17 protein-coding genes are annotated in these 20,198 nt (G+C 62.5%); 3 read left to right on the plus strand and 14 right to left on the minus strand.

Features of this window, described 5'->3' with window-relative positions:
• Window positions 1-21: 21 nt before the first annotated feature.
• From era to rpoE, 12 genes are all read right to left on the minus strand, one after another.
• Window positions 22-924 (minus strand): GTPase Era, encoded by a 903-nt coding sequence (gene era, locus ACODSK_RS24560; RefSeq protein ID WP_489019686.1) that lies wholly within the window; start codon window positions 922-924, stop codon window positions 22-24.
• Window positions 917-1,606, minus strand: a complete 690-nt coding sequence (gene rnc / locus ACODSK_RS24565; RefSeq protein WP_489019687.1) for a ribonuclease III — start codon at window positions 1,604-1,606, stop codon at window positions 917-919. The genes era and rnc overlap by 8 nt, the downstream gene beginning before the upstream one ends.
• A gap of 236 nt (window positions 1,607-1,842) precedes the next feature.
• Window positions 1,843-2,697, minus strand: coding sequence for a signal peptidase I (lepB, locus tag ACODSK_RS24570; protein WP_489019688.1), 855 nt, complete (start codon window positions 2,695-2,697; stop codon window positions 1,843-1,845).
• Between the two features lie 5 nt (window positions 2,698-2,702).
• Window positions 2,703-4,502 carry a translation elongation factor 4 gene (gene lepA, locus ACODSK_RS24575; protein WP_489019689.1) on the minus strand — a complete coding sequence of 600 codons (1,800 nt, stop codon included), beginning with the start codon at window positions 4,500-4,502 and terminating at the stop codon, window positions 2,703-2,705.
• Between the two features lie 216 nt (window positions 4,503-4,718).
• Window positions 4,719-6,023, minus strand: coding sequence for a hypothetical protein (locus ACODSK_RS24580; RefSeq protein ID WP_489019690.1), 1,305 nt, complete (start codon window positions 6,021-6,023; stop codon window positions 4,719-4,721).
• Window positions 6,024-6,039: 16 nt separating this feature from the next.
• The gene (locus ACODSK_RS24585; RefSeq protein ID WP_489019691.1) at window positions 6,040-6,258 is read right to left on the minus strand and encodes a hypothetical protein; all 219 of its coding nucleotides are present in this window, start codon (window positions 6,256-6,258) and stop codon (window positions 6,040-6,042) included.
• A 61-nt stretch (window positions 6,259-6,319) separates the two neighbouring features.
• Entirely contained in the window at window positions 6,320-7,198 is an 879-nt protein-coding gene (locus tag ACODSK_RS24590; protein WP_489019692.1) for an Ig-like domain-containing protein, read from the minus strand.
• A gap of 76 nt (window positions 7,199-7,274) precedes the next feature.
• The gene (locus ACODSK_RS24595; protein WP_489019693.1) at window positions 7,275-11,336 is read right to left on the minus strand and encodes an RCC1 domain-containing protein; all 4,062 of its coding nucleotides are present in this window, start codon (window positions 11,334-11,336) and stop codon (window positions 7,275-7,277) included.
• A gap of 232 nt (window positions 11,337-11,568) precedes the next feature.
• A complete protein-coding gene (locus ACODSK_RS24600) occupies window positions 11,569-12,948 on the minus strand; it encodes a DegQ family serine endoprotease (protein WP_489019700.1) in 1,380 nt (459 codons plus the stop codon).
• 313 nt (window positions 12,949-13,261) lie between these two features.
• Complete coding sequence (locus tag ACODSK_RS24605) at window positions 13,262-14,227, minus strand: MucB/RseB C-terminal domain-containing protein (protein ID WP_489019694.1); 966 nt, start codon at window positions 14,225-14,227, stop codon at window positions 13,262-13,264.
• Between the two features lie 26 nt (window positions 14,228-14,253).
• Window positions 14,254-14,847, minus strand: coding sequence for a sigma-E factor negative regulatory protein (locus tag ACODSK_RS24610; protein ID WP_489019695.1), 594 nt, complete (start codon window positions 14,845-14,847; stop codon window positions 14,254-14,256).
• Between the two features lie 31 nt (window positions 14,848-14,878).
• A complete protein-coding gene (gene rpoE, locus ACODSK_RS24615; RefSeq protein ID WP_003252049.1) occupies window positions 14,879-15,460 on the minus strand; it encodes an RNA polymerase sigma factor RpoE/AlgU in 582 nt (193 codons plus the stop codon).
• Window positions 15,461-15,918: 458 nt separating this feature from the next.
• On the opposite strand from rpoE, the gene nadB reads away from it, so the two are divergent.
• Entirely contained in the window at window positions 15,919-17,535 is a 1,617-nt protein-coding gene (gene nadB, locus ACODSK_RS24620) for an L-aspartate oxidase (RefSeq protein WP_489019696.1), read from the plus strand.
• Here nadB and ACODSK_RS24625 read toward each other — a convergent pair.
• Entirely contained in the window at window positions 17,504-17,956 is a 453-nt protein-coding gene (locus tag ACODSK_RS24625) for a protein YgfX (RefSeq protein ID WP_489019697.1), read from the minus strand. The genes nadB and ACODSK_RS24625 overlap by 32 nt on opposite strands.
• Window positions 17,940-18,194, minus strand: coding sequence for an FAD assembly factor SdhE (locus ACODSK_RS24630; RefSeq protein WP_003252043.1), 255 nt, complete (start codon window positions 18,192-18,194; stop codon window positions 17,940-17,942). Before ACODSK_RS24630 ends, ACODSK_RS24625 begins: the two co-directional genes overlap by 17 nt.
• Window positions 18,195-18,338: 144 nt before the next feature.
• Between ACODSK_RS24630 and ygfZ the strand changes: the two genes are divergently transcribed.
• Window positions 18,339-19,268 carry a CAF17-like 4Fe-4S cluster assembly/insertion protein YgfZ gene (gene ygfZ, locus ACODSK_RS24635; RefSeq protein WP_489019698.1) on the plus strand — a complete coding sequence of 310 codons (930 nt, stop codon included), beginning with the start codon at window positions 18,339-18,341 and terminating at the stop codon, window positions 19,266-19,268.
• Between the two features lie 59 nt (window positions 19,269-19,327).
• Window positions 19,328-20,137 (plus strand): HDOD domain-containing protein, encoded by an 810-nt coding sequence (locus ACODSK_RS24640; RefSeq protein ID WP_489019699.1) that lies wholly within the window; start codon window positions 19,328-19,330, stop codon window positions 20,135-20,137.
• Window positions 20,138-20,198 lie beyond the last annotated feature (61 nt).

Here is a 20,198-nt window from a genome sequence, read left to right on the forward strand (position 1 = left end):
GACGGTATCGGGCCTGGGGAGTTACAGGTCGCCGTAGCCCAGGGAACGCAGGGCGCGCTCGTCGTCGGACCAGCCGCCCTTGACCTTGACCCAGAGGTTGAGCATGACCTTGGCGTCGAACAGCACTTCCATATCCTTGCGCGCCTCGGAACCGATGCGCTTGATGCGCTCGCCCTTGTCGCCAATGATGATTTTCTTCTGCCCGTCACGCTCGACCAGAATCAGCGCGTGGATATGCAGGACATGGCCCTGCTGCTTGAATTCCTCGATTTCCACGGTGATCTGGTACGGCAGCTCGGCGCCGAGCTGGCGCATGATCTTTTCCCGCACCAGTTCGGCGGCGAGGAAACGGCTGCTGCGGTCGGTGATCTGGTCTTCCGGGAAGAAATGCTCGTTTTCCGGCAGGTGCTTGGCGATCAGCGCTTCGAGGGATTCGAGGTTATGCCCCTGCTGCGCGGAAATCGGCACGATCTCGGCGTTCGGCAGTTGCTCCTGCAGCCATTGCAGGTGCGGGATCAGGTCGGCTTTCTCTTCGATGCGGTCGGTCTTGTTGATCGCCAGGATCACCGGGCCCTGCACGTACTGCACGCGCTCCAGGACCAACTGGTCCTCGTCGGTCCAGCGGGTGCGATCGACCACGAAGATCACCACGTCGACGTCCTTCAACGCCGCCGAGGCGGTCTTGTTCATGTAGCGGTTGAGCGCCTTTTCGTTGCTCTTGTGCATGCCCGGGGTATCGACGTAGATCGCCTGGATATCACCTTCGGTCTTGATCCCGAGCATGTTGTGCCGGGTGGTCTGCGGCTTGCGCGAGGTGATCGCCAGCTTCTGCCCGAGGATATGGTTGAGCAGCGTCGACTTGCCGACGTTGGGGCGGCCGACGATGGCGACGTAGCCGCAACGGGTAGTGTTCTGTTCAGTCATTGCCATTCTCCACGCCCAGGGCGATCAAGGCCGAAGCGGCAGCAACCTGCTCGGCGATACGCCGGCTGACACCCTGCCCCCGGCTTTTTTCGGTCAACAGGGTTACTTCGCACTCGACGAAGAACGTCCGGCAATGCGGCTCGCCCTGGATATCCACCACTTCATAGCGGGGCAGTTCGCAGGCCCGGGATTGCAGGAATTCCTGCAGGCGGGTCTTCGGGTCCTTGTTGGTGTCCACCAGGGTCAGGCTGTCGAACTCGCCAGCCAGCCAGGACAGCACGCGCTCGCGGGCGGTCTGCATGTCGGCATCGAGGTAGATCGCGCCGATCAGGGCTTCGAGAGCATCGGCAAGGATGGATTCGCGGCGGAAGCCACCGCTTTTCAGCTCGCCGGAACCCAGGCGCAGGTAATCGCCAAGGTCGAAGCCGCGGGCCAGCAGGGCCAGGGTCTCGCCTTTTACCAGCCGCGCACGCAGGCGCGACAGCTGGCCTTCGCGGGCTTGGGGGAAGCGTTCGAAAAGGGCTTCGCCGGCGACGAAGTTGAGGATGGCATCACCGAGGAATTCCAGGCGCTCGTTGTTGCGTCCGGCATAGCTGCGGTGGGTCAGGGCCAGCAGCATCAGCTCCTGGTTCTTGAAGGTGTAGCCGAGCTTGCGCTCCAGGCGACTCAGGGAAGGGCTCACAGTGACCCCACGCGCAGTTCGTGGTGGTTCAGCGGCGACGCCGGGGCGCCGGTGCCGTTCGGTTCAGTCCGGCCGGCGGCCGTCGAGATCAAAGCCTTGTTCAAATGCGGATCCTGAAAAACGTATTGGATTCATTGCTGCTCGCCTGGATGGCTGGGAACCGCGTCCGGCCCCTCGTTACAGCCTATGCCAGAAAAGCATTCGGCGCCGTCCGGGAGGACAGCGCCGTGAAGGTGCTACTTGATCAGCCCTACCCGCGACAGGCTCGGGAAGTGGCTGAGTTTCGGCTCGGGCCAGCTCATCCATACGGCAAAGGCCTTGCCGACGATGTTCTGGTCCGGAACCATGCCCAGCAGCTCCTTGGGAATCGACGGATCGTCCCAGTAGCGGCTGTCGTTGGAGTTGTCGCGGTTGTCGCCCATCATGAAGTAGTGCCCGGCGGGCACGGTCCAGGATTGGTCAGGCGGCATGCGGTAGCGACTCATCTCCTTGCGGATCAGGTGCTCGGCCTCGCCGAGTTTTTCCTTGTACAGCTCGGCGCTGCCCAGGGTGCCCGGCTCGGCGCCGACCAGTTGCTCGGCGATCGGCTGGCCGTTGACATACAGGCGCTTGTCGCTGGTGTAGCGCACCTGGTCGCCCGGCAGGCCGACCACGCGCTTGATGTAGTTGACGTTCGGGTCGCTGGGGTAGCGGAACACCATCACATCGCCGCGCTGCGGGTCACCGACCTCGATGACCTTCTTGTCGATCACCGGCAGGCGGATGCCATAGGAGAACTTGTTGACCAGGATGAAATCGCCCACTTCCAGGGTCGGCTTCATCGACCCCGAAGGGATCTGGAACGGCTCGACCAGGAACGAGCGCAGCACCAGCACGATGAACAGCACCGGGAAGAACGACTTGCCGTACTCGACCAGCAACGGCTCCTTGTTCAGCTGTTCGACCACCGCCATCTCGGGCTGGCTGACGCTGCCCTGATAGGTGGCGATGGCAGCCCGCCGACGCGGGGCCAGGAACAACAGATCGATCAACGCCAGCAGCCCACAGACAGCGACTGCGATGACCAGCAACAGCGGGAAATTTAGTGACATAGGACCTAGCTATCCAACCGGAGCACGGCGAGGAAGGCTTCTTGTGGGATTTCCACGTTGCCGACCTGTTTCATGCGTTTCTTACCAGCCTTCTGTTTCTCCAACAGCTTGCGCTTACGGCTCACGTCGCCGCCGTAGCACTTGGCCAGTACGTTCTTTCTGAGCGCCTTGACCGTGGTCCGGGCAACGATCTGGCCGCCAATGGCTGCCTGAATCGCCACATCGAACATCTGCCGAGGAATCAGTTCCTTCATCTTCTCGGTCAACGCGCGGCCTTTGTAGTGCGCGTTGTCGCGGTGCACGATCAATGCCAGGGCATCGACCTTGTCGCCGTTGATCAGTACGTCGAGCTTGACCAGGTTGGCCGACTGATAACGGTCGAAATGGTAATCCAGCGAAGCATAGCCGCGGCTGGTGGATTTGAGACGGTCGAAGAAGTCCAGCACCACTTCGTTCATCGGCAGGTCGTAGCGCACCTGCACCTGCGAGCCGAGGAACTGCATGTCGCGCTGCACGCCACGCTTCTCGATGCACAGGGTGATGACGTTGCCCAGGTGCTCCTGGGGCACGAGGATGGTGGCGGCGACGATCGGCTCGCGGAAGTCTTCGACCGAGGAGATGTCCGGCAGTTTCGACGGGTTGTCGACGTAGATGGTTTCGCCGGTCTTGAGCTTGACCTCGAAGATTACGCTTGGCGCGGTGGTGATCAGGTCCAGGTCGTATTCGCGCTCCAGGCGCTCCTGGATGATCTCCATGTGCAGCATGCCGAGGAAGCCGCAACGGAAGCCGAAGCCCAGGGCATCGGAGCTTTCCGGGGTGTACTGCAGCGACGAGTCGTTCAGGGTCAGCTTCTGCAACGCATCGCGAAAATCTTCGAAATCGTCGGAACTGACAGGGAACAGGCCGGCATAAACCTGCGGCTGGATCTTCTTGAAACCGGACAGCACTTCGACTTCAGGGGTCGAGGACAGGGTCAGGGTGTCACCAACCGGTGCACCGTGGATGTCCTTGATGCTGGCGATGATGAAGCCTACTTCACCGGCCTTGAGGTCGGCGGTCTGGGTATGTTTCGGGGTGAAGACACCGACGCTGTCGACCAGGTGGATCTTGCCGGTGGACTTGACCAGGATCTTGTCGCCCTTCTTGACCCGGCCGTGACGCACACGAACCAGGGAGACGACGCCCAGGTAGTTGTCGAACCAGGAGTCGATGATCAGCGCCTGCAGCGGTGCATCGATTTCGCCTTCCGGCGCCGGGATGGTCTGCACAAGGCGCTCGAGCACCTCGTTCACGCCCATGCCGCTCTTGGCCGAGCAGGCCACGGCGTCGGTGGCGTCGATGCCGATGATCTTCTCGATCTCGTCCTTGACGCGGTCCGGATCGGCCTGTGGCAGGTCCATCTTGTTCAGCACCGGCATGACTTCCAGGCCCTGCTCGATGGCGGTGTAGCAGTTGGCGACCGATTGCGCCTCGACGCCCTGTCCGGCGTCGACCACCAGCAGCGCGCCTTCGCAGGCGGCCAGCGAGCGGCTGACTTCATAGGTGAAGTCGACGTGGCCGGGGGTATCGATGAAGTTCAGCTGGTAGGTTTTGCCGTCGCCCGCCTTGTAGTGCAGGGTGACGCTGTGGGCCTTGATGGTGATGCCGCGCTCGCGCTCCAGGTCCATGGAATCGAGGACCTGCGCCTCCATCTCACGGTCGCTCAGGCCACCGCACATCTGGATGAACCGGTCAGCCAGGGTCGACTTGCCGTGGTCAATGTGGGCGATGATGGAGAAATTGCGGATATGACTCAAATCACTCACGGATCAACACTCAAAAAGGCCGCGGGCCGGACGCCCGCCGAAAAATAGCCGGGAATTGTACCTGAAGCCAAAGGGTTATGGGAGAATCCGTTCGCCGCGACATCGACGTCGCGACGACCGCCCGGATTGCCCGGGAAGACGTCGCCCGGCCCCGGCATGCCTTGCAGAAAAAGGCGTACTGGCAGGGCCGGCGTCGATAGTCGCTGTCAGGTGAAGCTATTGAAATGCCTGGTCCAGCGGGTCATAGCGGTAAACCTGCTCCGCGGTCGCACTCAAATCAACCCACACGAACGGCAGGAAACGACCGGTAGCCTGCATGTAATCCCGCTGGATGAACTGCGCCGGCCCGGGGGTCTCGGTCACGACATTCTGCCAGAAGGCCTCCAACGGCAAGCGCTCCGGAATATCCAGCGGCCAGGGCGCGATGATGACTTCATTCCACACATCATTGGCCACACCATGACGCACCTCGTTGTTCAGGTGGAATGGCTGGGGCTCCGCCCCCAGGCTGCAATCCGTAGCGAACTCTCCGTCGGGATAGAAACGCCGGTAGTCCTCCAGGGTATGAATGCCCTTGAGGCTGCAATCGGGCTTGCAGCGGTCGGGTGAGCCGGTCAAGCCATCACCCGCATAGGCACAGCGCAGGGTTACCGGGTTGCTCACCGGTACCTGCAACTCGTGGAAAATGAAACCGGTGCCGTACATGGTCCGGTGTATTCCCAGATCCGCGCGATGATAGGAAAAGGACACGCCGTTGTCCGCAATGGCATCCGGGAAGGGGTTCCAGGAACTGGGCCGCTCCGACGACACGCCACGTATCAGCACGCCATTGCAGTTATAGGCGGCCGAACCATCGGCACAAGTCGCCGAGGTATCCCGAAAGCGCTGGTTCAGCCGATCAGCCACCTGATAACCAAGGTAGAGCTGCTGATCAAGGTCGAAAGAGAACGACAACTGTCCCCCTTCGTCGGTCTGCATCTGCAGCACCGGCAACCACTCGCCGGTCGCCTGGAACCAGGCCCTCTGCTTGACCAGGGCCTGGGCCAATGCTGTGTGCCGCGCAGCATCGTGATACACGGCCAGAACCGGCAATTGCCCGGGCGGCAAGTCTTCCCAATTGCGCACCAACAACTCCGGCGGCCTGTCCATGCCATCGTCGCCCAGCAACTGGTAGTCCTTGCCCTGGCCAATGGCAGTGAAGCGGTCGGCGAAGATATAGCCGCTGGCCTGGGTCAGAGGCCCCGAGGCGATATCCCGGCGCAGGTAGTCGAAACGCTCGGCGCCCCGCTCGATGGCCTCCGGCCCGTGGCTCCAGAAGGGCGCCGGATCGTCGGGGGCCACCTGCTTGAGCATCACGCCACTACAGTAATACGCAGGATGCTCACCCACGCAGTGATCGGGCGTGCTGCTCCACGCCTGGTTGAGCAGTTGCGCCACCTCCGCGCCATTGAGCGCCAGGGCCTGTCGGCTACCCAGGCAGACGCAGAGAATCAATAGCAAACGCCACAATAATCCACTCATCTCTCACTCCTTTCGCTCAATAGCTCTGGTCCGCGGGCACATAGACGAACTTCGAGCCGGCCACCGCGCTCAGGTCGACCCGCACGATGGGCATGAAGCGCCCGGTTTCCTGGAGAAAGTCGTTCTGGATGTAACGGGCATCCGGCAAGCCGGCGCCGTGGGCCTGGAGCCCGTCGAGCCCCAAAAACAGGCAAAGCGCTAGCGTGCCGCACAAGTGCAGCCAAAAATTTTTCATGTTTCTGCCTCCCGGATCCCCGCCGTCAGTTCACGACGGGACCCGCGACAAGGGTGAAAGGTCAGCCGGGCAATACGCCTGCGGCCTGCAGCAGGGTGGAGACGTCTGCCCCTTGCAGCTCACCAGTGTTCAGGTCAAAGGTGCTGGCGGTACCGGCACCCAGGATCGAACCCCACACTGGGTAATCCGGCAGGTTCAGGTAGAAGCCGATCGGTAGCGGGTAGAACGACGTGAGCCGGGAGAAATCCGCCAGCGTGGGCAGGGTCAGGCCGGTATCGCGACACAACTGGTCGGCCCCGGCCCAGTCGGCCGCACTGCTCAGCACATGAAACTCGTCGATCCCCTTGACCGTCAGCTGGTAGCTGACCGGCCCCGAGGGCCCGCTGGCCGTGATGCTGGACTGGCCGTTGGCCAGGGCCGTGACCATGCCATTGCTGTCCACCAGTGCCACTTTCTGATCGCTGCTGCTGTAGCCCGTCGCACCGGGGTAAACCCGCTGCATACGGGTGAAGTCCGGCTGCTGCTGCGGAGGGCGGGCCTCCGAATGGGTATAGGCGACCATGTAGTTGTGCGCGGACAGATCGAAGTCGACAGCCCCGCCGAAGCTCTCGCCCAGCTTGAAGGCCAGGGGAAGGGAGCTACCGACATTGGTAATGCTGTAGCTCACCGTCACGTCCTTGCCGAGGTTGTCCATCAGGACATCCTTGGGAATAGGCAGGGAAATGGGGCGACCATGGGAACTGAGCGGCCATTCGATGTCGTACAGAACCGCTCCCCCATCCTCGCGCAGATAAAGGGTCAGGGTTTCCCCTCCCCACTCCGGAAGCAGCTCCAGCACGTGCGCCTCCGTACCGCTTTCCGGCAAGCTGCCGGGATCCATTTCACCATTGACGACGCCGTCCACACTGGGCGCGGCCAGATCTTGCCTGATCGAGTTCATGATGTTGCATCCTCGTTGCGCTCCCCTGCCACCACGCGGCAACAGGGGAGCCAGCACAATGAATTACCCGGAAACATCAGTTCCTGGTAAGCCCCTCCACAACCTCGGAGGCTTCGACTCCGTTGGCGCCTGCCGGGACGATGCGTCCATGGGTGACCCTGCCGTGCAACCGGTGCTGCTCGTCACTGCTGTCGCCACCACCGCCCTTGACCCCCCAGGTGATCACCGCACCGTCCCTTCTGAGTGCGGTAAAGCCATGACTGTTGGCATAGATGGCCTGGATATCGTAAAGCTGGGGACCCACCTCACTGAGATCCCCCCCCGTCACCGCGGACCCCCAGGCCACGACCAAGCCATTTCTGCGCAGCGCGGCAAAACTCCACGCACTACCCACCACCTGAACAATGTCGGAGAGGTCTAAAATGTTTTTCGGAATTTTCCCGCCGTTATCGTTGTTCAGTGGCCAGCCGACCACACGACCGGTGCTCAGCCTGGCGCAGAACGCATGCCAGGTGCTGCTGACTTCCACCACGGTCTTCAGGGCCTCGATGCTGTCCGGTACGGTACCGCCGTGGGTACCAGCTCCCCAGGCCCTGACTTCACCGGTGTCCAGCAGGATGCTGAAGGCTTGCGCGGTGGCAGCCCCCAGGGCCTTGACGTTGTTGTAGGGAAGGATGCTCGAGTGCACCGAGCCGCCATAGCTGGAGTTCCCCCAGGCGATCACATGCCTGCCCGTCGCGTTACTACGCAAGGCAGCAAAGGCGCCATAGTTGCCGCAGACCTGCACGATGTCATCGTGCACTTCCTGCCCAGGTTCCATTAACCCACCGTTGGTAGGATCCCCCCAGACCACCACATGCCCCGTAGCACGCCGCGCGGCGAAGGCCAGTGCCGCGCCATATACCTCCACGTAGTCACGGTGATCCAGCGCCGGCCCTGTCACCGGGACGCCGTGGGTCTTGGCCCCCCAGGCATACAGGCTGCCATCACTCCTGATAGCCGCAAACGCCCGGGCATTGCTGCGCACCTGAACAAAATTGCCGTTCAGGTCCGGACCATTCCCGCCACCACCACCTACACCCCAGCAAACCACGTTGCCGTCCCGCAGGCGGGCCGCGTAGGCATTGCTGGTCGCGGAAATCTCCTCGACGTTCTTGATGTTGATCAGCGAGTCCAGATCGCCGCCGTAGGTGTTATGGCCCCAGGCAACCATATCGACCTCGATCTCGCCGCCGACCGTGACGCCGTCACGCATCGCGGCGAAAGCCGCCATGCCGGTGGCGGTGGTGTCGACACCATTGCCGATGACATTGGCCGGCTGAAGCATCCAGGTCTCGGTTTCGCTACGCACATAGAGCTTCAACCAGGGCTTGTTGTCGAACCAGTGGGTCCTGGCTGTCCATTGAGCGCTGTCCTCGTAACGCCACTCGGCGAGCAGCGGAGCCAGGGTCGTGGCATGCACAGCACTGATCATCCGGGGCGCGCCGGAGGCCCGATAGGTGCTGATATTGAAACGTGCCCCCATGACCAGTAACGGCCCGGAACCGATCTCTCGATTCACCAGGTAGCTCACCTTGTCGGACGGCTCGATCGGACCGCCGGCTGCGCGCTGGATTTCATAGGCAAGGTCAATGCGGGTACCGGTACTGGCGTTGATCACCGCGTACGGCACAAGCACGCTGACAGGCTGACCCGCACCTCCTGGAGGGATGCGGTGCTCTATGGTCGTACTCCCACCGGAGACACTGCTCATCACCAGTACGCTCACCACATCGTCAACCTGGAACTGCGCTGATGCATCGATACGCACGGTCGCGCCCTTCAACACGTCGTCCGGATTGAGTTCGTCGCCCTCGGCCTCGACGAACTCCGGAAGCGGCAACAGGACGCTCTGTACCCGCAGAGTAATCGCGTTCGACTCCGGCACGCCGCCGTCCTGGCGGAAGACCTTGTACGAGACCACCACATTGCCGTCCGCGTTGGCGATCACGTACTGGTAATCGACGATCAGATCAAACGGATCACCGACATCACCCGGAAATACCTGCTCGGACACCGTGGTACTGCCACCGGGCTTGTCACCCTGCCAGCTCACCTCTACATCGTCGCCGTGCTGGAGGTTGGCCTCGATAGGAATACGCACCGTCGCACCGCCCCGCGCATCAGCCGGATTCAGCACATTGCCTTTGGCTTCGACCACTTCGGGATCCGGCAACGGTGCGGCCTTGGCACCGACGGTGAACTTGGCAGGTGCCGACAGTCGGGTCGGTTCACCAGGGTGCTCCACCCTATACGCCACCTCGATGTCTTCGCCCAAAAACTCCTCGACCAGCGCACGGTCCATGTAGAACACCACGGTCTGACCTTCGATCGGCTGGCTGATCGGCAGGAAGTCGCTGTGCTGTCCGCCACCACTGGCACGCCAGGAAAGATGGAGGACCTGATCGGCCTGCATGCCCGGGTAGGGCAGGATGACGATTTCCAGCTGGTCGACGATATCGTCGGGATCGAGTGCTCCGCTGTCCGAAGGCGGACGGGTAAACGGTGCAGGCAATTCGAACTGGGCCTCACCGACCATGAGCAGCTCGCGATCGGACTCGAGCGGAACAGTACTTCCATACTTGATCAGCCGGTAGTAGACGCTGACGCTGCCGCCATTGAGCGGCGCAATCAGCCTCTCGCCGGGAATGGTAACGGTGACCGGCTTGCCGGCGTTGCCCCCACTGATATTGCGCCTGAACTCTTCCAGCAGCGGCGTGCCGTTGGAGCGCGTGCCCAGCCAGATGATGTCCAGGGTGTCCCCGCCTCCCAGCGCATCGCCGTCCACCGTGACCGTGACGCTGTCCAGGGTCGGATCGAGGGTGCCATTGACCATATCGGAGACGACTGGCTTGGGCAGGCGCTGCTCGGCGCCCTGGAAAGTGGCGAAGGCGCGCTTGGAAGCCGCAATCTCACTGCCGTCGCGGGTCACCACATAGGAAACCACGCCACGCCCCTGGGCCAGCGGCAGCAGAGCGGCGTTGGGAATATCGAAGACCAGTACGCTTGGCACCCTGCTGACCCTCAACGGCGCCAGCTCGGGACTGATGACCTGGCCTTGGGAGGTAGTGCCGATCCAGGTCAGTTCGACATAGTCCCCCGCCGCCACTCCCGTGCCATTTACCAGTGAGACGAAGACCTCCAGATCGGCATCGCCAAGCACATCGAGGTCGATCAGGTCGGGGGCGGGCGTGTCCGGATCCGGGTTCTGGATGTAAGGCCCCTGGAGCAACCCTTCGCCGACCTCGACAATCACATTGGTGCGCTCCGACCACGCGCTGGCCTGGTTGTGCACCTCGTCCCAGATCCAGTAGATCACCACCAGATCGTCACTGTCGCCAGCGGCCAGGATCGTCTGTTCGGTCACCAGGATATCCAGCGAGCCGGCATCGACCTCGGCCTGGGTCACCTCGTGTTCGACGAACTCGCCGCCCCAGCTCAGCCGGACCGTGTCGTACACGCGCATGTTGGGGTAGCGCTCGATGGTGACATTTACCCCTTGCTTCGCCGCATCGCCGTCGATGATCCCACTGGCCGGCAGATCGACAATCGGTGGCCGCAGGTTCTGGTGCCCGGGCTTGTCGGGCTCGGGGTCTGTACCGCCGGGGAATACCGTGCGGGTGAAGATGTTGATCGGCAGGGACTCGTCCTGGTTGCCGCTGCCGGCACGGGTGACGATGTAGTACAGCGAATGCAGTCCGTCCGGCACCCGATTGACAGGGACGTACATCGAGAAGATGTCGTCATCCAGGTGTTCTTCGCCGATGCCGCCGGTGGCCACGGGGGTGCTGTCATCTCCCCAGAACACGCGGATCCAGTCGCCTTCGCGCATGTTCAGATAGCTCAGGATGCCGATCAACAGCCCCGAGGCATGGGAGTGCAGTCTGGCGTGGTTCAGTCCGCAATCGGCGCCTTCGGTCTTCATGTCCTCGATGACACCGGAGATGACTACCGGGTCGAAGGCCCGAATGCCCGCCTCTTGAGAAGAAAGCTCCGCAGCGGCACGGGCGCGAATCCTGTCGCTGAACAGTCGGGCGCGTTCGACGAGGGTTCCACTGGGCTGGGCGAGGGGGTTGGTACTGTTGTCTTGGGTGGTCATGAGTATTCTCCAGATCATGTCGAACCCGATGGCCGTACGCGTAGTACGGACTAGGTTGAACAGATTGAAGAACCAAGAGCACAGGGCGCACAACTGACAGAAATATCAGGTAGGCGCCGCCGTTTCGGGGAAACCCAATGGATTCAAGGCCCTGCGACAGGCGTGAAAACGCAGAATCTTGCGGGCACGAAAAAGGGCAGCACCAGGCTGCCCTTTTTCGGATTGCCGAAGGTTATTCGGCGAGCTTGAAGGTGATGAAGCTGGCACGACCCTGACGCAGAACGCGCATGGATACCGAACGGTTCTTCGGCAGTTCCTTGGCGATTTCGGTGAACTGCTTGGCCGAGGTGATCGCCTGGTTGTTCAGGTGGCTGATCACGTCGCCCGGACGCAGGCCGATCAGGGCCGCCGGGCCGTCCTGGACATCCTTGATGACCACGCCGCCTTGCAGTTCGAGGGTTTTCTTCTGCTCGGCGGTCAGGTCCGATACGCTCACGCCAAGGCGGTTGCTGCTGCGCTCGACAGCGCCGCCCGGGGTGGTGGTGACTTCCTGGTCTTCATCCGGCAGCGCGCCGATGGTGACATCGAGGTTCTGGCGCTTGCCGTTGCGGATGATCTCCAGCTTGGCCTTGGCACCGTCCTTCAGGCCACCGACCAGATGCGGCAGGTCGGCGGACATGACGATCGGCTGGCCGTTCATGCTGAGGATCACGTCGCCCACCTGCAGGCCGCCCTTGGCTGCCGGGCCGTCTTCCAGGACCTGGGCTACCAGGGCACCGGCCGGCTTGTCGAGACCGAAGGATTCGGCCAGGTCCTTGTTGACCTCCTGGATCACCACGCCGAGCCAGCCGCGGCTGACCTTGCCGTCTTTCTTCAGCTGGTTGGAAACGTCCAGGGCAACGTCGATCGGGATGGCGAACGACAGACCCATGAAGCCACCGGAGCGGGTGAAGATCTGCGAGTTGATGCCGACCACTTCACCGTTCATGTTGAACAGCGGGCCACCGGAGTTGCCCGGGTTGATCGCCACGTCGGTCTGGATGAACGGCACGTAGGTGTCGTTCGGCAGGGTGCGGCCCTTGGCACTGACGATACCCTTGGTCACCGAGTGATCGAAGCCGAACGGCGAGCCGATGGCCAGCACCCATTCACCGACCTTCAGCTTCGACGAGTCGCCCAGTTTCACCGTCGGCAGGTTCTTGCCGTCGACCTTGAGCAGGGCCACGTCGGTACGTGGATCGGTGCCAACCAGCTTGGCCTGCAGCTCGCTGCGGTCGGACAGGCGGACGATGATTTCGTCGGCATCGGCGATCACATGATTGTTGGTCAGCACGTAGCCGTCATCGGAGATGATGAAGCCCGAGCCCAGCGACTGCGCTTCGCGCTGGCGGTCGCCGCGGGGGTTGCGCGGCTGCTGCGGAATGCTGCGCTCGAAGAACTCGCGGAACATCGGCGGCAGGCCTTCCAGGTCGGGCATCTGGCCCTGGGCATACTTGCGATCCGGCAACTTCTGCTTGGTACTGATGTTCACCACCGCCGGCGAGGCCTGCTCGACCAGGGTGGTGAAGTCCGGCAGGGCTTCGGCTTGCGCAGTGGCCATCTGGCCGAGCATGAACACGGCGGCAAACAGCGATAGGTAGGATTTCAAGCGTGGTATTGACATACGGCTCCCGTCACAACGAGCGTGGTTAAGCAGTAGGGACCTGCCAATGAAAAAGGCCCGGCGGCAACCCGAAGGCTACGACCAGGCCTGGAACATCGGCATTTCTTGAGGCTGCAACAGCAGGAAAGGCCAGACCCGCAAGGGTCTGACCTATAGAAAAATCTGGATGAGTTTGCAAACTTGAAGGCTTACCAATCATGTCAGCGGCTCTGGGACATGCCTTTCATCCTTTGTCGTCCATGTACGGTGCAACTCCCAAACGTTACTGGCTTGCCTGGGCGTCCTGCGGGCGCATCGACAGGGCCACATGTTCGGCGGTACCGATGGGGATCTCCCCCACCACCGTCACCATCATTTCACCCTTGGGCGTGGTCAGTTGCCGCGAGACTGCAACGGTCGGGCCCAGTTGGGTACGTGTGTCGAAACCGCCACCGCCGTCCAGCGCCTCGAGGAACACCGAGAAGCGCGCCAGGCCATCGTCGTACATCAGGCTGCTGACGCTGTGCTTGCCGTCGGCATCCTTGCGCACGCTGCTGCTGACCAGTTCGAAGCCCGGTGGCAGCCACTCCGATCGCCAGCCGGCGACCGCTTCGTTGACCTGTCCGTCGGCCTGGGCCACGGGACGGCAGTTGCTGCTGGCCTTGAGCTCGGCATCGTCGGGAAGGTCACGGGTATCGAAACGGGTGAACTGGAAGCGTTCGAGCAACTGCTCCTTCTCATTGATCAGCAAGGATTTCAGCGGTAGCGCGGTTTCCTTGTCCAGATGCAGCTCGAAGGCATAGCGGTGCTGGTCACGCGGACGCAGCGTGACGATCACCACATCGCGTCCGGCTACCCGGGAATACCCGGCGACACTCAGGTCGTACCAACTCATAAGCTTCAGGGGATCGAGCACTCGCGCCGACGACTGTGTCGCATTGCCCACTCCGGCAACCAGGGCTCCGCTTACGCACTGGGTCTGGCCATCCACGCGCACGACTTCCTGGGCAGGGCCGTCGAGCTGCAACAGCCGCTCGCTGACTTTGCCGTTCTGGACGCGATGCCAGATATCGTGGGTGGAAAAACTGCCGTTGCGTTCGTAGACGAAGGTTCCTTGGTAACTCTGCTCGCGCTCAGCTCGCGCCAGGCGGTTGAGCCAGTCAGCGGCTTCTGTAGACGAGTTGGCGGCATGGGCCGGCAAGGTCAGGCAGCCGCTGAGCAAGAGCGGTATGAGAGGTAGCGCGCGCATGATCCTCCTTAAGGTGTTCCCCGGTCTTAGCGGTTTTCCAGGCTGGCGGCGCGGGCGTATGGCAGCGCGCTTTCAGTGCCCTTCACGGCAGCTTCCTGGGCGTGTTGGCGCAGGTAGCCGGGCAGACGCTGGTCCTGCCAGCCGCTCTGGCCTTGCAGAACACCGTTGGCCATCGGGCCTGGAGCCTGCTCGGAGCTTTCACTATAGCCTGCCAGCACGGCCGGGCCCTGTACCTGCGGAGCCGCCAGGCCTTGCTGGGCCGGTTGCTGGGCGGCCAGTTGCGCGCCGGTGATCTCGTCCTGGTTGTACAGGCGAACACCTGCCAGCACCGCCAGGGTGACCGAGGCCGCCACGGCCAGGCGACCTACGCTGCGCCATGGTCCGCGAGAGACCTTGGCCGGCGCGGCCTCGTCGGCGAGCGCCGCAGAGACTGCCGAGGCGATGTCCAGCTTGGGCATCACCAGTTCCTTGTGCATCGCTGCGCGAGCGATCTGGTAACGGGACCAGGTTGCACGGGTTTCGGGGTCGTCCGCGGCATTCAATACCCGACGTAACTCCAGTTCGTCCGCTTCGTTATCCATCACCGCGGACAGCGATTCCTGCAAAGCTTCACGACTCATGGCGGTTCCTCTCTTGGCTGTCGCCGCTGTCTCAGGTTTCCTGCAACAACGGCTGCAGGGCTTTGTCTATGGCCTCCCGAGCGCGGAAAATCCGAGAGCGCACGGTACCCACCGGACACTGCATGACGCTGGCAATGTCCTCGTAACTCAGACCATCGAATTCACGTAAAGTTAACGCCGTACGCAAATCTTCTGGCAGTTGCTGGATGGTTCGATGGACAGTGCCTTCGATCTCATCGCGCAACAGCGAGCGTTCGGGGGATTCGAGATCCTTGAGGCCATGATCGCCGTCGTAAAACTCTGCATCCTCTGAACTCACATCGCTGTCCGGTGGCCGCCGACCGCGGGACACCAGATAGTTTTTCGCCGTGTTGATGGCAATCCGGTACAGCCAGGTATAGAACGCGCTGTCACCACGAAAATTGCCAAGAGCACGGTAGGCCTTGATGAACGCTTCCTGCGCAACATCCTGGGCCTCATGGGTGTCGTGCACGAATCGCACGATCAACCCGAGAATCTTGTGCTGATACTTCAGCACCAACAGATCGAAAGCTCGCCTGTCGCCGCGCTGCACGCGCTCGACCAGCTGCTGATCCTCTTCCTGGGTTAGCATGAACACTCCTCGGTGAACCTGGAGGAGTGTCGCTTTGGCCATCGTTCAGGCTTGCAACCATAGACTCGGGCTTTGTGCAAAAGTTCTCCCCCTCCAGACAAGTTTCCTGCGGCCCTTGAGCGGCTCGCACGAAAAACGCAGCGCGGTCCTGGCCGGCTGCGTCGATAAATCAGTCTTCTATACATGAGCAACGGCTGAAACCGGCTGTTGCCTCCCGTCATCACGGTTCCTGACCTACAGGCAACTCCCTATGGATATTCACAATTCCAGGAAAGTTCCCACATGCAGCAGGCAGAACTGTGTCGTGACATGGAAATCAAGGCGTCGGGACTGCTATAAAGGCAGCCCACCGAGATTCACGATAGTTTCACAATGCCATAAACGCTTGACCATTGTGCCGATACCACTGCCCTTATTCCAGTGTCCTACGTGGTCGCCCCGCGCGGAAATTCCAAGACATGAGCCAACAATTCCAACATGACGTCCTCGTGATCGGCAGCGGTGCCGCGGGCCTGAGCCTTGCGCTGAACCTGCCCTCGCACCTGCGCATCGCCGTCCTGAGCAAGGGCGATCTGGCCAACGGTTCGACCTTCTGGGCCCAGGGCGGCGTCGCCGCCGTGCTCGACGATGCCGACACCGTGCAATCCCACGTCGAAGACACCCTCAACGCCGGCGGCGGCCTGTGCCACGAAGACGCGGTGCGCTTCACCGTCGAGCATAGCCGCGAAGCCATCCAATGGCTGATAGACCAGGGCGTGCCCTTTACTCGCGACGAACACGCCAGCGTAGACGACGGTGGTTTCGAATTTCACCTGACCCGCGAGGGCGGCCACAGCCATCGGCGCATCATCCACGCCGCCGATGCCACCGGTGCCGCGATCTTCAAGACCCTGCTCGACCAGGCCCGCCAGCGGCCGAACATCGAGCTGCTGGAACAGCGCGTGGCAGTGGACCTGATCACCGAACGCCGCCTCGGCCTCGACGGCGAACGCTGCCTCGGCGCCTACGTGCTCAACCGCGCCAGCGGCGAAGTCGACACCTATGGCGCACGCTTCACCGTGCTGGCCACCGGCGGCGCAGCCAAGGTCTACCTCTATACCAGCAACCCTGACGGTGCCTGCGGCGACGGTATCGCCATGGCCTGGCGCGCCGGCTGCCGGGTAGCCAACCTGGAATTCAACCAGTTCCACCCGACCTGCCTGTACCACCCGCAAGCCAAGAGTTTCCTGATCACCGAAGCCCTGCGCGGCGAAGGCGGCCTGCTCAAGCTGCCCAACGGCGAACGCTTCATGGAGCGCTTCGACCCGCGCGCCGAGCTGGCCCCGCGGGATATCGTGGCCCGCGCCATCGACCACGAGATGAAGCGCCTCGGCGTCGACTGCGTGTACCTGGACATCAGCCACAAGCCGGCGGACTTCATCAAAAGCCACTTCCCCACCGTCTACGAGCGCTGCCTGACCTTTGGCATCGACATCACCCGCCAGCCGATCCCGGTGGTGCCCGCCGCCCACTACACCTGTGGTGGCGTAATGATCGACCAGGACGGCCGCACCGACGTACCGGGCCTCTACGCGATTGGCGAAACCAGCTTCACCGGCCTGCACGGCGCCAACCGCATGGCCAGCAACTCGCTGCTGGAATGCTTCGTCTATGGTCGCTCCGCCGCCGCCGACATCCTTGCCCAACTGGACCAGGTGAGCATGCCCCAAGCCCTGCCCTGCTGGGATGCCAGCCAGGTTACCGACTCGGACGAGGACGTGATCATTGCGCACAACTGGGACGAACTTCGGCGATTCATGTGGGACTACGTGGGCATCGTGCGCACCAGCAAGCGCCTGCAGCGGGCCGAGCACCGGGTGCGCCTGCTGCTCGACGAGATCGACGAGTTCTACAGCAACTACAAGGTCAGTCGCGATCTGATCGAATTGCGCAACCTGGCCCAGGTAGCCGAGCTGATGATCCTCTCGGCCATGCAGCGCAAGGAGTCCCGCGGCCTGCATTACACCCTGGACTATCCGGAGATGTTGCCCGAGGCCCTGGACACTATCCTGCAGCCGCCCACCTTTTCCGACTGAACTTCAAGCGCAGCCGCAAGCGCCGGTGCTGCACCGGCTCCAGCGCGTCATGACCGATGCACTGGCTGCGGGCGAACCACTGCCCCGCACGACGAAAGCGCAAAATGACCAGCCCCGGCAGCGCCATGCTGTCGGGGCGCATCTGCACTGCCTGCCAGCCACGGGCGGCACTCCACAATTGCCAGCCGCTGGCATCGCGGCGCAGGCCGGTAATGGCGTGGGGATGGGTGAGCAGGATGCGCCGGGGAATGACCCAGCAGGCATGGCCCAGGCACAGCGCCAGGCCGACAAGGAATAAAGACAGGGGAATCGCCAGCTGGCTCAGAGCCGCGACGGCCAGCGCCAGACAGGCGAGATAGAGCGCCAGCAGGACCTTCGAGCCCTGCCAGCGACACTCGAAGCGATCACTTGGGCTGGACACGGTCCAGGATGATGCGAACCATGCGTTGCAGCTCCGGATCTTCCGATTCGGTGCGCTCCATGAACCAGCCGAACATGTCCTGGTCCTCGCAACTCAACAAACGCACGTACAGCTCGCGATCCGTCTCGTTCAGGGTCGGGTAGACCTCCTGGGTGAAAGGTACCAGCAGTACATCCAGTTCCAGCATGCCGCGGCGGCTGTGCCAGAACAGGCGGTTGAGTTCAGTTTGTTCGACCATGGGGCCCTCCTCGAATAGGCGGCCAGTATACAGACGCAACCGCCGATGGGCACACGGCGTTGGTCGAGTGAGCCGTGAGGCTGCTACCTATTTTGCCCATCGCACTCTATGATGGCCGCCAGTCTTGATTACCTGCGATGAACCATGGCCGATTCCGCTTTTTTCTGCACCCTGTCCCATGAAGGCGTCCTCGCCGTCCGCGGTTCCGACGCCGGCAAGTTCCTGCAAGGTCAGCTGACCTGCAATATCGGTTACCTCAACGACCAGACCTCCAGCCTCGGCTCGCGCTGCATGCAGAAGGGCCGGATGCAATCGAGTTTCCGCATCCTGCCGCAAGGCGATGGTTTCCTCCTGGCGATGACCCGCGAGCTGCTCGAACCGCAACTGGCCGACCTGAAGAAATACGCCGTGTTCTCCAAGGCCAAGCTCACCGATGAAAGCCCAGCCTGGACCCGCTTCGGCCTGACTGGCGGCGACGCTGCCCTGGCGGCCCTGGGCCTGGAAGTTCCCACCGAAGCCGGTGCCACCGTGCGCCACGACGAACTGATCGCCATCAACGTATCCCCCGCCCGCGTCGAACTCTGGGCCCCTGCCGCCCAGGCCGATGCCGTGCGCGCGCAATTGGCTGCCCACCTGCCCGAAGGTGAGCTGGACGACTGGCTGCTCGGCCAGATCCGCGCCGGTATCGGCCAGGTCATGGAGCAGACCCGCGAGCTGTTCATCCCGCAGATGATCAATCTGCAGGCCGTCGGTGGCGTGAGCTTCAAGAAAGGCTGCTACACCGGGCAGGAAATCGTCGCGCGCATGCAGTACCTGGGCAAGCTCAAGCGGCGCCTGTACCGCCTGGCCCTGGCCGAAGGCGAAATGCCGGCGCCGGGTAGCGAGATCTTCTCGCCGACCCACGCCTCATCGGTCGGTGAAGTGGTGATCGCCGCCCGTGGCGAGCTGCTTGCAGTGCTGACCGCCGACTCGGTGGAAGACGGCAACCTGCACCTGGGCAGCCTCGAAGGTCCGCGCCTGAACCTGCTGTCCCTGCCTTACGAACTGGATCGCGACCGCGAGATCCAACGCTGAGCCCGCCCTGCCCCGCCGCATGCCGGCGGGGTCATCCCTGAACGCGGGAGAAAGACACGATGAACACGCTGGCCAGGATGGTGCAAACGCAGTTACTGCGCGCCATCGACAACGACGACCTGGTCCTGCCGACCTTGCCCGAGGTCGCCATGAGCATCCGCGAAGCCGCGGAAGACACCGAGATCAGCGTCGCCACCCTGAGCAAGGTCATCGGCCGCGACGCCGCCCTGGCCGCGCGCCTGATCAAGGTGGTCAACAGCCCGCTGCTGCGGGCGATTACCGAAGTGACCGACCTGCAGACGGCCATCACCCGCCTGGGGGTCAACTACAGCTGCAACCTGGCGATCGGCCTGGTGATCGAGCAGATCTTCCACGCCCGCTCGGACGCGGTTGAACAGAAAATGCGCGAAATCTGGGCGAAAAGCCTGGAAGTTGCCGGTGTCAGCTATGAACTGGCCGCACGCTACAGCGACCTCAAGGCCGACCAGGCGGCTCTCGCAGGGCTGGTGCACCAGATCGGCGTGCTGCCGATCCTGACCTATGCCGAGGAACACAACGAGCTGCTCTCGGACCCGGTCTGCCTGAACCATGTGATCGAGCAGATCCACCCGGCGCTGGGGGACAAGATCCTCAGTGTCTGGGAGTTTCCGGAGCAACTGGCCAACCTGCCGGGGGAAGTCCAGGACCTGGACCGGCATTCGTCAAAGTTGGACTACGTGGATATCGTGCAGATTGCGCGGGCCCTGTGTGACAACACCGGACGCGAACGGCCGGTCACTGTGCTGCCGGCCTACCGGCATCTCGCAGTTCCGGCGACCGGCCTGTTCTCCGAGGATGACCTGCTCGATGCACGGCTGATGTTCAGGTAAAAACCTGAGGGCCTCATCGCCGGCAATGCCGGCTCCCACAGGTTATTGTGTGCGCCTCTGA

Source organism: Pseudomonas sp. FG98 (genome assembly GCF_057808595.1).

Coding starts and splice junctions, on each gene's coding strand:
- ACODSK_RS24585 (WP_489019691.1), bottom strand. CDS start 6,258: ATGAAAAATTTTTGGCTGCACTTGTGCGGCACGCTAGCGCTTTGCCTG.
- rpoE (WP_003252049.1), bottom strand. CDS start 15,460: ATGCTAACCCAGGAAGAGGATCAGCAGCTGGTCGAGCGCGTGCAGCGC.
- ACODSK_RS24610 (WP_489019695.1), bottom strand. CDS start 14,847: ATGAGTCGTGAAGCTTTGCAGGAATCGCTGTCCGCGGTGATGGATAAC.
- era (WP_489019686.1), bottom strand. CDS start 924: ATGACTGAACAGAACACTACCCGTTGCGGCTACGTCGCCATCGTCGGC.
- ACODSK_RS24600 (WP_489019700.1), bottom strand. CDS start 12,948: ATGCTCGGCCAGATGGCCACTGCGCAAGCCGAAGCCCTGCCGGACTTC.
- ACODSK_RS24595 (WP_489019693.1), bottom strand. CDS start 11,336: ATGACCACCCAAGACAACAGTACCAACCCCCTCGCCCAGCCCAGTGGA.
- ACODSK_RS24640 (WP_489019699.1), top strand. CDS start 19,328: ATGAACACGCTGGCCAGGATGGTGCAAACGCAGTTACTGCGCGCCATC.
- nadB (WP_489019696.1), top strand. CDS start 15,919: ATGAGCCAACAATTCCAACATGACGTCCTCGTGATCGGCAGCGGTGCC.
- ACODSK_RS24590 (WP_489019692.1), bottom strand. CDS start 7,198: ATGAACTCGATCAGGCAAGATCTGGCCGCGCCCAGTGTGGACGGCGTC.
- ygfZ (WP_489019698.1), top strand. CDS start 18,339: ATGGCCGATTCCGCTTTTTTCTGCACCCTGTCCCATGAAGGCGTCCTC.
- lepB (WP_489019688.1), bottom strand. CDS start 2,697: ATGTCACTAAATTTCCCGCTGTTGCTGGTCATCGCAGTCGCTGTCTGT.
- ACODSK_RS24605 (WP_489019694.1), bottom strand. CDS start 14,227: ATGCGCGCGCTACCTCTCATACCGCTCTTGCTCAGCGGCTGCCTGACC.
- ACODSK_RS24580 (WP_489019690.1), bottom strand. CDS start 6,023: ATGAGTGGATTATTGTGGCGTTTGCTATTGATTCTCTGCGTCTGCCTG.
- ACODSK_RS24630 (WP_003252043.1), bottom strand. CDS start 18,194: ATGGTCGAACAAACTGAACTCAACCGCCTGTTCTGGCACAGCCGCCGC.